This window comes from Streptomyces sp. NBC_01298, assembly GCF_035978755.1.
In the GTDB taxonomy this organism is placed as follows: Bacteria; Actinomycetota; Actinomycetes; order Streptomycetales; family Streptomycetaceae; genus Streptomyces.
Genome location: NZ_CP108414.1, coordinates 3,014,313 through 3,029,388 on the forward strand (window position 1 = coordinate 3,014,313; position 15,076 = coordinate 3,029,388).

Consider the following 15,076-nt stretch of genomic DNA (forward strand, 5'->3'; position numbering starts at 1 on the left):
GACTGTGAGGGGGTGCCCGTGCGTGATCTTCCTGCCTTCACGCTCGCCGGATACGACAAGGGGCGCGGGCGGCTGACGCAGGCGCTCTGGTTCGCCGTGATGAACACGCTCTTCATGAGCTGGCTGTGTCCCGCCCGGCTGCGGGTCGCGCTGCTGCGCGCCTTCGGGGCGCGGATCGGCGAAGGGGTGCTGATCCGCCACAAGGTGCGGGTGCTGTGGCCCTGGAAGCTGACCGTGGGCGACCACGCGTGGATCGGCGAGGGCGCCTGGATACTCAACCTGGAGCCGGTGACGATCGGCGCGCACGCCTGCCTCTCGCAGGAGGCGCTGCTGTGCACCGGCTCGCACGACCACCGGGCCGCCGACTTCCGCTACCGCAACGCGCCGATCACCGTCGGGGACGGCGCGTGGGTGGCCGTACGGGCCACCGTGCTGGCCGGCGTGACCCTCGGCCGCTGCGCGGTCGCGGGCGCCGGGTCCGTGGTCCACAAGGACCTCCCCGCCCTGACCCTGCAGACCCAGGACGGGCACCGCCGCCCGGTCGAGGATCCGAAGTGAGCGCCGCCTTGAGAGTTCTGCACGCCGTCACCCTGCACTCCCCCACGCACGCCTTCGGCGGGCCGGTACGGGTCGCGCTGAACCTGGCCAAGGGGCTGCGGGCCCGCGGGCACGAGGCGAACCTGCTGGCGCTGGGCGAGGGGTTCCCGGAGCCCTGGCCGACCTCGGTGGAAGGGGTCCCCGCGAAGCTCTTCCCCGCCCGGCGCCTGCTCCCCCTCGGCTTCAGCGGGATGACCTCGCCGGCCCTGCTGGCCTCCGCGGGCCGCCTGGTGCGGGGCGCGGACGTGGTCCACGTGCACCTGGCGCGGGACCTGGTCACCCTGCCCGTCGCCCTGGCGGCGCTGCGGGCCGGCAAACCGCTGGTCCTGCAGACCCACGGCATGGTCGACCCGAGCGGGAAGCTGCTGGCCAAGGTGCTGGACGCGCTGGCGGTGCGCCGCCTCCTGCGCGGCGCCGACGCGCTGCTGTACCTCACCCCGCACGAGCGCGAGGGCCTCGACGCGGTGGTCGGGGCGCCGCTCCCGAACACCGTCCGGCTCGTCAACGGCACCCCGGCCCAGGAGGAGCGCCCCGCCCCGTCCGGGCCCCCGCGGATCCTCTACTCGGCCCGCCTGCAGGCCCGTAAGCGCCCGGTGGACTTCGTGGACGCCGCCCCGGCCGTCCTGGCGGCGCACCCGGACGCGGAGTTCGTGGTGGCCGGCCCGGACGAGGGCGAGCTCGCGGCGGTCCGCGCCCGGATCACGGAGCTGGGCCTCTCCGCCCGCTTCACGGTGCCGGGCGCCCTGTCCGGCGCGGAGGTCCTGACGGAGCTGCGCCGCGCCCACGTCTACGTACTGCCCTCCGTGGACGAGCCGTTCCCGATGTCGGTCCTGGAAGCCCTGTCGGTGGGCGTCCCGTCGGTGGTGACCCACTCCAACGGCCTGGCCCGCGACATCGCCCGCGCGGGCGCGGGCCGCGCGGTGGACCCGGGCCCGGCCGGCGTCGCGGAGGCGGTCCTGTCCCTCCTGGACCCGGCCGAGAACACCACGGCCTCGAAGGCCGCCCGCGAACTGGCGTCGTCCGCCTTCTCGATGGACGCGGTCCTGGACACCCTGCTGCCGGTGTACGAGCGCATCTCACGCTGAGAGGGCCGGCCCGCGGTCCTGTCTCAGAGCCCGCGGCGGGTTTCGTCGACCACCGGGAGGGCGCCGACGCGGCGGCGCTTGGCCACGCTCGCGTAGACCGCGAGGCCGATGCCGCCCGCGACCATCATGATGACTCCGACCAGGTCGAGGTTGACGCTCCGCAGCTGCCAGTCGCTCGCGAAGGTGAGGATGGCCCCCACCACGATCAGTCCTATGCAACCGCTGATGCCCCTCATGGGATTCGCCTCCAGCATTGGGGACGGGGTCCAGCCCCGCCCTGTGGAGGCGCGGATGCCCCCGATGCGGGAACGGAAACGCCCCCACGGCCCGGGGCACGGGCAGCGGGGGCGTCGTGCGCAAGGGAGTTACGCGGAAGGGATCCAGGCGTAGCAGCCGTTCGAGACGAACTGGGTCGTGCCCGACGGGATCTTGGCGGTGATCTTCTCGCCCGGCTTCGGCGGGGTCAGCGGGCCCGAGGCGAGGGCGGCGCCGTCCTTGCCCTTGGCCTCCCAGACGCACGTGGTGCTCTGGGTCAGCGCACGGTAGGTGCCCGCCGCCGGGGACTGCTTCGTACCGTCGGGGAAGCCCTTCGCGGCAACGGCGAGGAGCGGCTTCTGCTCGGGGCAGAGGTAGGTGATCGCGTCCTTCGCGCCCGGGATCTCCCCGGCCACGAGGGCGCCGACCGCAGCGTCCTTGTCCCGCTTCGCCGTGCGCTCCACCCGCTGGCAGGCCTCCTGGCCGCTCTGCAGGACGGCCGCGGGGTCGGTCTTCTCCGGGACCCGGCCGCTCAGGTACTGCTTCTGCGGCGCGGTGAAGCTGCCCGTCTTCGGGACGAGCTTCGTGTCCGGCAGGACGGGACCCGTCGGCTTCGCGTCCGCCGGGGGCTGCGACGGGGCGACCGAGGCGTCGGCCGGGTCGGGCGCCGAGGAGGCGGCCGGCGGCTTGGGCGAGGCGGCCGAGGCTTCGGCCTTGCCGTCGCCGCCCGAACTGCAGGCCGTCAGCGTCAGGGCGGCGGCCAGCAGGACGGCGGCCGCCGCGGAGCGTCGGTACATGAGGTGGCTCCCGTACGTATGAGATGCGTGTGCGGGGCCCGGCCGTCGAAACGGCCGGGCCCCGCACTCCGTCAAGCGGTTACTTCGCGCCGAAGGTGAGGGTCAGCTGCGGCTTGGCGTCCACGGCCGTGGACTCCGAGGACCAGATCCACAGCGGGTCGGTACCCGTGCTCGTCAGGCCCAGGCTGTAGCTGCCGCCCAGCACCGCGGAGAGCGCCGCGGTGTCCAGCGGCGTGCTCTGGACCGCCGACCCGTCCGGCAGGCCCGCGAAGGAGCCGATCGGGGTGGTGCCCAGGGTGGGCTTGCTCTTGAAGGTCGTTCCCGCACCGCTCCAGGTACCGGTGACCGGGACCACGGAGACCGTGTCGATGGTGCCGGCGGTCGCCGAGGTCGTGGTCTTGACCTGGAGGGACGCGGACTTCAGCACCGTGCCGGCCGGAGCGGCCGGGATGTCGAAGCGCAGGTACGTCTCGTAGGCCTGGGTCCCGCGGACGGCCAGCGAGGTGGACGTGCCGTAGGCGGTGCTGGGGGCGCCCTGGTTGATGTAGGTGTCCTCGGTCGCGGTGACCTTGGAGACCGTGTCGGTGGCGGCCTTCGCCAGGGTGTAGTGGTTCTTGATCTGGGCCTCGGTCAGCACCTTCGGGTAGACGGCCGTCTCGTCGATCTGGCCGGCGAAGAAGTTGCTGGTCGGGCGGGAGGACCAGCCGGCGAGGTTGTCGCCGCCGACGTGCCAGTAGCCCTCGATCGCCTGGGAGCCGGTGGTGCTGGAGCTGTCCTTGGCCTTGCCGTCCACGTACAGCGCCATGCCGGAGGGGCCCTGGGTGGCGACGACGTGGTGCCACTTGTTGTCGTTGAACGTGTCCAGCAGTCCGGTGGAGATCGTCTTCGTCGAGCCCGGGTTGACCCCGAAGAAGATCCGGCCGGTGTTGGTCATGTAGATGTTCTTGTCGTACTGGTTGCTGTTGCGGTCCAGGTTGTTGCCGAAACCGATCAGCTTGCCGCCGCGCGTGGTGTTCGTCTTGAACCAGGTCTCCAGCGTGTAGCTGCTGCCGACCGTCTGGCGGTGGTCGCTGTACACCTGCTGGCTGGTGCCGTTGAAGCCCATGGCCGTGCTGGCGCCGGTGACCGCGCCCGGGGTCTGGCGCAGCGCCGGGGCGTTGAGCTGGATGCCGCTGGTGTTGCCCGAGACCGAGGAGTCGGCCACGTACGGGCTGACGACGTCGTCGTAGCGCCAGTACAGGTTGGCGCCGTCCTCGCGGACCTGGTTCGGGTACGCGCTGACCGCGGTCGGGACCGAGACCGAGGTGGTGGCCGACAGGGCGCTGGTGTTGCCCGCCGCGTCGGTGGCGGTGACCCGGTAGCTGTAGGACGCGCCGGCCTTGACCGTGGTGTCCGTCCAGGAGGCCTGCTGGCGCAGCCACTCCAGGGAGCTCGCGCTGACGGTGGCGATCGGGGTCGCGGAGCCGTTGCGGTAGATGCGGTAGGTCAGCTTGCTGTCGTCCGCGTCGTAGCTGGCGCGCCAGCGGACCTGGACCTCGCCGGGCTTGACGCTGGAGACGCTGGAGACCGGGGTGGTCGGGGCGCCGACGTCGCCGGTGGAGGCGAAGCGGGTCAGGGCCTGCTGGGCCTTGCCGTTGATGAGGGTGAACTCACCGCCGACCCACATGTACTTGGTGGAGTCCTTCTCCGCGATGGCCATCACGCGCGGGCCGATGCCCTCGCCGAGGCCGTCGTTGGCGGTGGGGTGCCAGCCGAGCTTCGCCGGGCTGCGCACGAAGCCGTTCACGGCGGAGGGGGCGTCGAGGCCGCCGTTGCCCCAGTCGGTCAGCTGCGCCAGCAGGAAGTGGCGCTTGCCGTCGGGGTACTGGCCCTCGGAGCTGCAGTTGTGCGCGTGCGAGGAGCTGTAGAGGACTCCGTCGTACGGCAGCACGGCCTGGGTGGCGCCCAGGCACTGGTCGCGCCACTTCTCGCTGTAGTCGGTGGCGAGGGCGACGCGGCCGTCGAAGCCGCCCGTGCCCTCGGCGCCGGTGTAGTAGCCCGTGGAGTCGGCCGTGATGGACTTGATGACCGACGTCGAGGGGATGGTGCCGTACGTCTTGGTGACGGCCCCGGTGGTGGCGTTCACGACGGCCAGCGCGTGGCTCTGGGAGCCGTTGACCGTGAAGAAGTCGCCGCCGAGCAGGATGTTCTTGCCGTCGTTGCTGAGCTGGAGCGCACGGCCCGGCTCGTCGACGTTGGCGGTGAACGGCTTGAGCGCACCGGAGGTGGCGTCGACCGCGGCGAACCGCTCACGGGTCGAACCCTCGACGGCGGTGAAGTCTCCTGCCGCGTACAGGGTGCTGTCGGTGACGGCCAGCGCGCGCACGGTGGACGGGAACTTCGGGTCGAACGAGGCCTTGGGGGTGCAGGTCGCGATGTCGATGGCGGCGACGCTGGAGACCGGGGTTCCGTTGACGGCGCCGAAGTAGCCGCCCGCGTACAGGGTCTTCTTGTCCTTCGAGACGGTGAGGGCGCGCACGGTCGCGCTGCCGTCGCCGCCGGTGAAGGAGAGCTTGCAGGAGGTGGGGGCGCCGGTCGACGCGTCGAGCGCGACGAAGTTCACGGCTTCCTGCTCCGCGCCGGCCCCGCCGGTGGGCGGGCGGACGGCCGAGAAGGTGCCGCCGGCGAAGACCGTGCCGTTGGCCTCGGCCATCGCCCACACGATCCCGTTGGGCTGCCACGTCGGCAGGTTGTCGGCGGTGAAGGCCACCGGCTGCGTGATGGCCGACGCCTCGGGTATCAGCACCAGGCCTATCGCGGTGCCGGCCCCGGCCAGTGACAGGGCGAGGGCAGCAGTCAGCCCTCTGGATCTACGCATGAGCCCCCCAGGGCAATTGCCCGGCTTGAATGGCTGGTTCGGCATCTATCGGAACAGCCATATGTACTGGCGCAGACTAGGGCTCACGCGAAGGCCTGGTCACCACCCTTGACCCATTGCATACCAACTTGGAATCAACGGGTCCGGCGTGGATGGAGCACTACGGACATACGGCAGATTTGCCCCGGTCATGCCCGCCGTTGGCTGCGCGAATGACCGGGACAGGGCAAATCGTAGGCGAAATATATGGCCTCAGCGGTCGATGCGGACGCTGGCGCCCGCCAGTTGGTCCTCGACCTGCCGGATATCGGAATCCACCATGATCCGGGCCAGTTCGGCCACCAGGACGGTCGGCTTCCAGCCAAGCAGGTCATGGGCCTTGGACGCGTCCCCGATCAGGGCGTCGACCTCGCTGGGGCGCTCGTACTTGGGGTCGTAGCGCACGTGCTCGTTCCAGTCGAGACCGGCGTGCGCGAAGGAGGCCTCGACGAACTCGCGGACGGTGGCGGCGACTCCGGTGGCCACGACGTAGTCGGTGGCCTCGTCCTGCTGGAGCATGCGCCACATGGCGTCCACGTACTCCGGGGCGTAGCCCCAGTCGCGGACGGCGTCGAGGTTGCCGAGGTAGAGCTTCTCCTGGAGACCGGCCTTGATGCGGGCGACCGCGCGGGTGATCTTGCGGGTCACGAAGGTCTCGCCGCGGCGCGGGGACTCGTGGTTGAAGAGGATCCCGTTGACGGCGAACATTCCGTACGCCTCGCGGTAGTTCACCGTCGTCCAGTACGCGAACACCTTCGCGGCGCCGTACGGGCTGCGCGGGTGGAACGGGGTGGCCTCGTTCTGCGGGGGCGGGGTGGCGCCGAACATCTCCGAGGAGGAGGCCTGGTAGATGCGGGTGTCCACGCCGCTCGCCCGGATCGCCTCCAGCAGGCGCAGGGCGCCGAGGCCGGTCACGTCGCCGGTGTAGAGCGGGGCGTCGAAGGAGACGCGGACGTGGGACTGGGCGCCCAGGTTGTAGACCTCGTCGGGGCGTATCTCGCGGAGCAGGTTCACCAGGGCGACGCCGTCGGAGAGATCGGCGTGGTGCAGGACGAGGGAGCGGTTCGCCGTCTGCGGGTCCTGGTAGATGTGGTCGATCCGCTCCGTGTTGAAGCTGGAGGACCGCCGCACGAGCCCGTGCACCGTGTAGCCCTTGGAGAGCAGGAGCTCTGCGAGGTACGAGCCGTCCTGCCCGGTGACGCCGGTGATCAGCGCGGTCTTGCCCATTGGGTCCCCCTGGGGATCGTTGCGGTGCGGTCGGGGCTGCGCCCCGGAGTACAGGGGCTGCGGTTCGGGGCGGGGCCCCTAGTGTGGCTGGGGCGCGGCCCCGGATGTGGCTCGGGGTCACGCCTCGTCGTGCGGGTCGATGTGGGCCCCGGGCGTGACTCGGGGCAGCGCACCGGTGTTCGGGCCGGCCGCCTGGTGCGGAGTGGGGCCGGGCCCGGGATGCTGTACGGGGTCCGCCCCCAGGGGGCTGGGGACGGTACCGGATAGGTGCTCGATAGGTACCGGATGGGTACCGTACACGTTCCGTCCGGAGCCCCTGCCGCCGGATCCGGCCCCCTCGCCCCCTTGCGGGGCGGTATGTACCGACCTGGCCGGTACCCGCCCAAATCCGCCTCCCCTACGGGCCTTCCGAGCCCGGGCCGCGCCAACCCGGCCGTCCGGCGTTTGAGGACCGGGGTCCGGGCAAGACCGGGGAACGGGCGAAGGGCGGGGAACGGGCGAAGGGCGGGTAGGGGAACTCCGCCCCGCGCGGCGGAAGCCCAGCCGCCGGCCCGGCGCAGGACGCGGTGCGGGAGGCGGCCCGCGGCCGGTCCCCAAGCGGGGTCCGGGCCGCGGCCCGGGGTGGCCCCCGAAGCCGGGTCCGGAGGGTTCGGCACCGGAGCGGGCCGGGGGCTCCCCCGTAAAGCCGCGGACGGCGGACTGGCATCATCGGCGGTATGACAAGTTCGCCGTTCCTGCCCCCGAACGCCCGCGTCTTCGTCGCCGGACACCGCGGCCTCGTGGGGTCCGCGGTCGTCCGCCGGCTCACCGCCGACGGGTACGAGGTGCTCACCCGCGGCCGCGCCGACCTCGACCTGCGCGATGCCGCCGCGACCGCGGCGTACCTGAGGGACGTCCGGCCCGACGCCGTCGTCCTGGCCGCCGCCAAGGTCGGCGGGATCATGGCCAACAGCACGTTCCCGGTGCAGTTCCTGGAGGACAACCTCAGGATCCAGCTGAGCGTCGTCGCCGGGGCGCACGCCGCGGAGGTCGGCCGGCTGCTGTTCCTCGGCTCCTCCTGCATCTACCCCAAGCTGGCCCCGCAGCCCATCAGCGAGGACGCCCTGCTGACCGGCCCGCTGGAGCCGACGAACGAGGCGTACGCGCTGGCGAAGATCGCCGGCATCGTCCAGGTCCAGTCGTACCGCAAGCAGTACGGGGCCTCGTACATCTCCGCCATGCCCACGAACCTCTACGGCCCGGGCGACAACTTCGACCTGGAGTCCTCGCACGTCCTGCCCGCCCTCATCCGGCGCTTCCACGAGGCCGCCGCCGAGGGCCGCGAGGAGGTCGCGCTGTGGGGTTCGGGCACGCCCCGGCGGGAGTTCCTGCACGTGGACGACCTGGCCGCCGCCTGCGCCGTGCTGCTGCGCGAGTACGACGGCGCCGAGCCGGTCAACATCGGCTGCGGCGAGGACCTGACCATCAAGGCCCTCGCGGAGACCGTCGCCGAGGTGACCGGCTTCCGGGGCAGGCTCGCCTGGGACACCTCCAAGCCCGACGGGACGCCCCGCAAGCTGCTGGACGTGACCCGGCTGCGCGGGCTCGGCTGGAAGCCCGCGATCCCGCTGCGCGAGGGCATCGCCTCCACGTACGCCTGGTGGCGCGAGCAGAGCGACGGACCGGGCAACGGACAGAGCACCGGCCAGAGCGACGGCCCGACGGGCACGCGGAGCTGATCCCAAGCGAGGCGCCCCGGTGCCTCAGTACGCTCCGCGACCGTCGACGACGGCGCGGAGCGTGCGGCCCATGACGTCGACGTCACTGGTGAACGACCAGTTGTCCACGTACTGCAGGTCGAGCTGGATCGTTTCGTCCCACGAGAGGTCGGAGCGCCCGCTGATCTGCCACAGCCCGGTCATCCCCGGCCGCACCGCGAGCCGGCGCAGTTCGACCTCGTCGTACTCGGCCACCTCCTCCGGGAGCGGCGGCCGCGGGCCGACCAGGGACATGTTGCCCGCCACCACATTGATCAGCTGGGGCAGTTCGTCCATGGACGTGCGGCGCAGCAGCCGGCCCACGCGGGTCACGCGCGGATCGCGGCGCATCTTGAACATGAGGCCGTCGTTCTCGTTGGCCCCGGACAGCTCGGCCTTGCGCGCATCGGCGTCCACGACCATCGTGCGGAACTTCCACATGACGAACGGGACCCCGTCGCGGCCTATGCGCCGCTGGCGGTAGAAGGCCGGTCCGCGCGAGCCGAAGCGGATGGCCAGGACCATCGCGAGGAAGGCCGGCGACAGCAGGACCAGTCCGAGCGCCGCGCCCGCCCGGTCCAGTACCGACTTCAGCAGGGGCTGCATGCCGCGGCTCACCGGGGGCGCCACCCGCAGTATGGCCAGGCCGCCCGCGGACAGGGTCTGCAGCCGCTTGACGGAGACCTCCACCAGGCCGGGGAAGACCGCCAGTTCGAGCCCGGCGTCGTGCAGGGCCCAGGAGATCCGCCGCAGCCGCTCTCCCGCCAGCTGCGCCCCCGGTGCGACGAGCACCAGGTCGGCACGGTGGGTGGCGACGGCGCCGAGCACGGCGGTGGAGTCCCCGTTCGGGGCCTGCGCCGTCGTGGAGCCGAGCCGCGCGGCCACGGGGACCCCGCTGTCGAGTCCGCCGGGACCCACCGGGACCACGCCGACCACCACGTACGGGTGGTCGGTGCGCGCGGCGAGGTGTCCTATGACGGACTCGGCGGCGGCGGGCTCGCCGACGACCAGCACCCGGCTCACCGCCTGGGCCTCGCGCCGGGCGGCGGAGAGGCGGCGGTAGGTCAGCTTGTGGCAGGCGACGGTGAGGAGCAGAGCGGGTACGAGGGCGCCGAGTGCGGACAGCCGGGGGGTGTTCTCCCCCGTGACCACGCGGGCCACGGCCAGTACGCCGATCAGAATCAGCCAGTCGTGTACGACCGGCAGAACTCCCCGGGATTCGCCGAGCACGCGGCCCGCGTAGCGCCGGCGCACCAGCTGCACGCCGGTCCATGCCAGGGCCGCGCCGAGGGCGCAGAACAGCGGCCGGGCCTGCTGAGCGGCCCCGAAGACCAGGCCGACGGGGACTCCCGCGCCGATCAGGTCCGCAGCGACCGCGGCGGGCAGGTACCAACGGGCCTTGTCACCGAGGCCCCGCGCCGGCATGGCCGCCAACCGGGCAGCACCGGCCACTCTTTGCACAGGTATATGGACATGCCTCATGGGCCCCCCTGGCACGTGGTCTTTCAGACGGTGGCGCGAGTCCCCGGCTTCCCCAGGCAGCGGACATCAGACGCACCGGGAAACAGTACGACAAACGCCCGTACGTTAAATGCCGTTTCCGGGAACCGGACATCTTGTTGCCCAAGCGTTAGCGGTCGGCGGTCCGCATTCCACCCCCGGACGCCCCCGGACGCCCCCCGGGCGCCCCCGGGGGCTTGCGGGCGCCCCCCGGGACGGCCCCCCTCTCATTCCAAAGTGAATGTTCCGCATACCGGATACGTCTCTTCGGACAACGAACGATTTCAGGCCAACCTTTTGACGCGGCCCTGACATCACGGCGCTCAAGTGGCACTCTTCGACCGTTCTTCGCACCAGCCCGATCTGCCCGGAGGCCCACCCAGCCATCCGGAACCCCCCTTGCAGAAGGAGTCTGCGTTGAGTCCCACCCCCCAGCGGCGTGCCACCACGGCCGGCGCGCTTGTTGCCGCGGCCGCTCTCCTCGCCGTAGGCATCCAGACCGGAACCGCCACCGCCGACGCCACCGCGTCGAAGGCCGCTTCGGTCGCCCAGGTCAACCCGGGCGCGGAAAACCGCGCACTCAGCGCTTCGGAGCGTGCGACGCTCCTGGCCGAGGCCAACTCCACCTCCGCGCAGGCGGCCAAGGCCCTCGGCCTCGCCGGCACGGAGAAGCTCATCGTCCGCGACGTGGTCAAGGACGCGGACGGCACCACGCACACCACGTACGAGCGCACCTACAACGGCATACCGGTGCTCGGCGGTGACCTGACCGTCCACGCCAAGGGCGGCGTCACCAAGAGCGTCACCAAGGCCACCAACGCCGACATCAAGGTCGCGGACACCACCGCCACCGTCACCCCGGCCTCGGCCGACGCCGCGGCGGTCTCCTCCGCCAACGCGGCGGGCTCCAAGGACGCCAAGGCGTCCAAGGGCGCCCGCAAGGTGATCTGGGCCGCCGACGGCGTCCCGGTCCTCGCCTTCGAGACGGTCGTCGGCGGAGTCCAGCACGACGGCACGCCGAGCGAACTGCACGTGATCAGCAACGCCAAGACCGGCGCGAAGATCACCCAGTGGCAGGCCATCGAGACCGGCACCGGCAACACCATGTACAGCGGTCAGGTCACCCTGGGCACCTCCCCCTCGGGCAGCAACTTCACGCTGACCGACGCCGGGCGCGGCAGCCACAAGACCTACGACCTCAACGGTGGCACCGGCAGCGGCACGGGCACCCTCTTCTCCGGCCCGGACGACATCTGGGGCACCGGCGCCGCCTCCAGCCGGGAGACCGCGGGCGCGGACGCGCACTACGGCGCCCAGCTGACGTGGGACTACTACAAGAACGTGCACGGCCGCAACGGCCTGCGCAACGACGGCGTGGCCCCGTACAGCCGGGTCCACTACGGCAGCGCGTACGTCAACGCGTTCTGGAGCGACTCCTGCTTCTGCATGACCTACGGCGACGGCACCAGCAACACGCACCCGCTGACGTCGATCGACGTGGCCGCGCACGAGATGACCCACGGTCTGACCTCGGTCACCGGCAACATGACCTACTCGGGCGAGTCCGGCGGCCTGAACGAGGCGACCTCCGACATCTTCGCGGCGGCCGTCGAGTTCAACGCCAACAACCCGCAGGACGTCGGCGACTACCTGGTCGGCGAGAAGATCGACATCAACGGCGACGGCACGCCGCTGCGCTACATGGACAAGCCGAGCAAGGACGGCGGCTCCAAGGACGCCTGGTACTCGGGCATCGGATCCATCGACGTCCACTACTCCTCGGGTCCGGCCAACCACTGGTACTACCTGGCCTCCGAGGGCTCCGGCGCCAAGGTCGTCAACGGGGTCAGCTACAACTCGCCGACCTCCGACGGCCTGCCGGTCACCGCGATCGGCCGCGACGCCGCCTCGAAGATCTGGTTCCGCGCGCTGACGGTGGGCTACTTCAAGTCGACCACCAACTACGCCGACGCCCGCGTCCAGACGCTGAAGGCCGCGGCGGACCTCTACGGCCTGGGCTCGACCACCTACAACAACGCGGCCAACGCGTGGGCGGCCATCAACGTCGGTCCCCGCATCGTCGCCGGTGTCTCGGTCACCAACCCCGGTAACCAGAACACCGTCACGGGCAGCGCCGCCAGCCTCCAGATCCAGGCCAGCAGCACCAACGCCGGCGCCCTGAGCTACGCGGCGACCGGTCTGCCGACCGGTCTGTCGATCAACTCCTCGACCGGCCTGATCTCCGGGACCGCCTCCACCGCCGGTACGTACAACACGACGGTCACGGTGACGGACTCGGCGAGCCAGACCGGTACGGCGTCCTTCGTCTGGACCGTCGGTACCTCGCAGCAGACGGTGTTCGAGAACACCACCGACTACGCGATCGCCGACAACGCGACGGTCGACTCCCCGCTCACCGTGAACCGCACGGGCAACGCCCCGAGCACGCTCAAGGTGGACGTGAACATCCTGCACACGTACATCGGTGACCTGAAGGTCGACCTCGTCGCCCCCGACGGCACCCTGTACAACCTGCACAACCGCACCGGCGGCAGCGCGGACAACATCATCAAGTCCGTCACGGTCAACGCCTCCTCCGAGGTCGCCCAGGGCGTCTGGAAGCTCCGGGTCAACGACAACGCGAACCTCGACACCGGCAAGATCGACAGCTGGAAGCTCACCTTCTGACCCCCACCGGGGCCGCGGGTGAACCAGAGCTGATCCGCTAGACCACGGGGCCGCCCGGGAGAAGACCTCCCCGGGCGGCCCTGTTCCATTGGCCCCGGCCCGAGAGGGTCCGGCGCCCCTGAGGGCCGGGACCTTCGGCGCCGTCCGGTGGGCGGCCGCGGGGTCATAGTGGAATTCAGCGAACCTACGGAACCGTAGGTTCGGGTGATTCCGAGGACGTGACCCATGCCGCAGACCCCCACGAACGCCCCCGCCGCGCAGCACCCCTGGCTCATCCAGGGCGGCATGGGCGTCGGCGTCTCCGGCTGGCGGCTGGCCCGGGCCGTCTCCGGCGAGGGCCAGCTGGGCGTGGTCTCGGGCACGGCCCTGGACGTCGTACTGGCCCGCGTGCTGCAGACCGGAGACCCCGGCGGCCACGCCCGCCGGGCCCTGGCGGCCTTCCCGCTGCCGGAGCTGGCCCAGTCCGCCCTCGACCTCTACTTCCGCGAGGAGGGCCTCGCGGACGGCGTGGCGATGCGCACCACCCCGCGACTGCGGGCGACGGGCGGATCGCAGGCCGAGATCCTCACCGTCCTCGGCAACTTCGTCGAGGTCTGGCTCGCCAAGGAGGGACATGACGGTGTCATCGGCATCAACTACCTGGAGAAGATCCAGCTCGCCACGGCCCCCGCGATGTTCGGCGCGATCCTGGCAGGCGTCGACTACGTGCTCGTGGGCGCGGGAGTCCCCGGTCAGATCCCTGCCCTCGCCTCGAGGCTGGCGCGCTACGAACGCTGCGTGAGCAAGATCCACGTCGAGGGGGACGAGGAGGAGCTCGAGCACCTCTTCGACCCCGCGGCCCTGCTCGCCGGGCACCTGCCCGGCCCGCTGCGCCGCCCCCACGTGCTGGCCATCGTCTCGCTCCCGGTCCTGGCCACCTACCTGGCCCGGGACGAGATCACCCGGCCCGACGGCTTCGTGATCGAGACCAGCCAGGCCGGCGGCCACAGCGCCCCGCCGCGCGGGCCGATGAAGCTCGACGAGGACGGCGAACCGGTCTACGGCCCGCGCGACAACCCCGACCTGGCCAAGATGGCGGCGCTCGGGCTGCCGTTCTGGCTCGCCGGCGGCCAGGCCAGCCCCGAGGCCGTGGCCGGGGCGCTCGCCGAGGGCGCGACCGGGGTCCAGATCGGCAGCGCCTTCGCCCTGTGCGAGGAGTCGGGCATGGCCCGCCACCTGCGCGAGGAACTGCTGGAGCGGGCCCACGCGGGCACCCTCTCGGTCCGCAACGACCCCGAGGCCTCCCCGACTTCCTTCCCGTTCAAGGTGGCGGACCTGCCGGGGACGGTCTCCGAGCCGGAGGTGTCCGAGGCCCGGCGCCGGGTCTGCGACCTCGGCTTCCTGCGCACTCCCGTACGGGGTCCGCGCGGCCTGGCCTACCGGTGTGCGGCCGAGCCGGTGGCCGCGTACGTCCGCAAGGGCGGCCAGGCCTCCGACACCAAGGGCCGCCAGTGCCTGTGCAACGGGCTGCTGGCCACGATCGGGCTGGCCCAGCGGCGGCCGCACGGCCGGGTGGAGCCCCCGCTGGTGACGATCGGCAAGGACCTGTCCTTCCTCCCGGAGCTCGCCCCGAACGCCGAGCCGTACGCGGCCGCGGACGTGGTGCGGTGGCTCGCGGCGGGCGCGGAGCAGCCCGCCGGCCGCTGAGACCCCGAGGCACGTGAAGGGCCCGGCTCCCCTGGGGAGCCGGGCCCTTCACGCGCGGCGGTCGCGGATCAGCCGATGGAGCGGAAGACCGAGTCGAGGATGGCCGAGGTCCCGTCGGCCGGTGCGGCGGCGGCGCGTCCGCCCATGCCGCGGTCCTCGTCGTCGCGCCAGTCGTCACGGCGGTCGTCGTCGTGCCGTCCGTCGTGGCGGCCGTGGTGGTCCCAGTCGTCGGTCGGCTTGAAGTAGACCGAGCGGACCTCCAGGTCGTCCGCCCGCTCGCCCGGCTCCAGCGTCTCCACGGGGTGGCCGCCGCAGGAGCGGTCCTCGAACAGCACCGCCAGCGAGTCCGTGTCGTTGCGCACCCAGAAGGCCGGGTGGTTCCGGGAGGCGTTCGTCAGCTGGTAGCAGGTGTCGTTGTCGGCGGGCTCGATCCGGCCGTGCCGCGTGTCACCGTCGTCGCTGTACCGGTAGTGCAGCGTGCCGAGGTCCTCACGGTCGTCGTGGTCGTTGGCGTACGACAGTCCGGCGGTCGGCAGGACGAGCGCGAGGGCGCCCGTGAGCGCGATGGCGGTGGTGCGAAGACGCATGGGAAGTCCGTTCCTCGGGTTC

General features: G+C 71.8%; 11 protein-coding genes. 5 read left to right on the top strand and 6 right to left on the bottom strand.

Going from position 1 to position 15,076, the window contains the following annotated elements:
* The first annotated feature begins 18 nt into the window (after positions 1-18).
* Both OG730_RS13410 and OG730_RS13415 read left to right on the top strand, forming a co-directional pair.
* Positions 19-558: a WcaF family extracellular polysaccharide biosynthesis acetyltransferase gene (locus OG730_RS13410; RefSeq protein ID WP_327304456.1), complete on the top strand. Its 540-nt coding sequence runs from the start codon at positions 19-21 to the stop codon at positions 556-558.
* 8 nt (positions 559-566) lie between these two features.
* Positions 567-1,682: a glycosyltransferase gene (locus OG730_RS13415; RefSeq protein ID WP_327309249.1), complete on the top strand. Its 1,116-nt coding sequence runs from the start codon at positions 567-569 to the stop codon at positions 1,680-1,682.
* 23 nt (positions 1,683-1,705) lie between these two features.
* On the opposite strand, the gene OG730_RS13420 is transcribed toward OG730_RS13415, so the two are convergent.
* The 4 genes from OG730_RS13420 to gmd all read right to left on the bottom strand — a co-directional run bounded on the left by OG730_RS13420 (position 1,706) and on the right by gmd (position 6,857).
* Positions 1,706-1,918, bottom strand: coding sequence for a hypothetical protein (locus tag OG730_RS13420; RefSeq protein WP_327304457.1), 213 nt, complete (start codon positions 1,916-1,918; stop codon positions 1,706-1,708).
* A gap of 129 nt (positions 1,919-2,047) precedes the next feature.
* Positions 2,048-2,734, bottom strand: a complete 687-nt coding sequence (locus tag OG730_RS13425) for a hypothetical protein (RefSeq protein ID WP_327304458.1) — start codon at positions 2,732-2,734, stop codon at positions 2,048-2,050.
* 79 nt (positions 2,735-2,813) lie between these two features.
* Entirely contained in the window at positions 2,814-5,591 is a 2,778-nt protein-coding gene (locus OG730_RS13430; protein WP_327304459.1) for a LamG-like jellyroll fold domain-containing protein, read from the bottom strand.
* A 252-nt stretch (positions 5,592-5,843) separates the two neighbouring features.
* A complete protein-coding gene (gene gmd / locus OG730_RS13435) occupies positions 5,844-6,857 on the bottom strand; it encodes a GDP-mannose 4,6-dehydratase (protein ID WP_327304460.1) in 1,014 nt (337 codons plus the stop codon).
* Between the two features lie 716 nt (positions 6,858-7,573).
* Here gmd and OG730_RS13440 point away from each other — a divergent pair.
* Positions 7,574-8,575 carry a GDP-L-fucose synthase family protein gene (locus tag OG730_RS13440; RefSeq protein ID WP_327304461.1) on the top strand — a complete coding sequence of 334 codons (1,002 nt, stop codon included), beginning with the start codon at positions 7,574-7,576 and terminating at the stop codon, positions 8,573-8,575.
* Positions 8,576-8,599: 24 nt separating this feature from the next.
* Here the strand turns inward: OG730_RS13440 and OG730_RS13445 are convergent, their stop codons facing one another.
* Entirely contained in the window at positions 8,600-10,075 is a 1,476-nt protein-coding gene (locus OG730_RS13445; protein ID WP_442814905.1) for a sugar transferase, read from the bottom strand.
* 435 nt (positions 10,076-10,510) lie between these two features.
* Between OG730_RS13445 and OG730_RS13450 the strand changes: the two genes are divergently transcribed.
* Positions 10,511-12,781, top strand: a complete 2,271-nt coding sequence (locus OG730_RS13450) for a M4 family metallopeptidase (RefSeq protein WP_327304463.1) — start codon at positions 10,511-10,513, stop codon at positions 12,779-12,781.
* Between the two features lie 225 nt (positions 12,782-13,006).
* On the top strand, positions 13,007-14,467 hold the full coding sequence (locus OG730_RS13455) for a nitronate monooxygenase (protein ID WP_327304464.1): 1,461 nt from the start codon (positions 13,007-13,009) through the stop codon (positions 14,465-14,467).
* Between the two features lie 68 nt (positions 14,468-14,535).
* On the opposite strand, the gene OG730_RS13460 is transcribed toward OG730_RS13455, so the two are convergent.
* Complete coding sequence (locus tag OG730_RS13460; protein ID WP_327304465.1) at positions 14,536-15,054, bottom strand: hypothetical protein; 519 nt, start codon at positions 15,052-15,054, stop codon at positions 14,536-14,538.
* Positions 15,055-15,076: the final 22 nt, after the last annotated feature.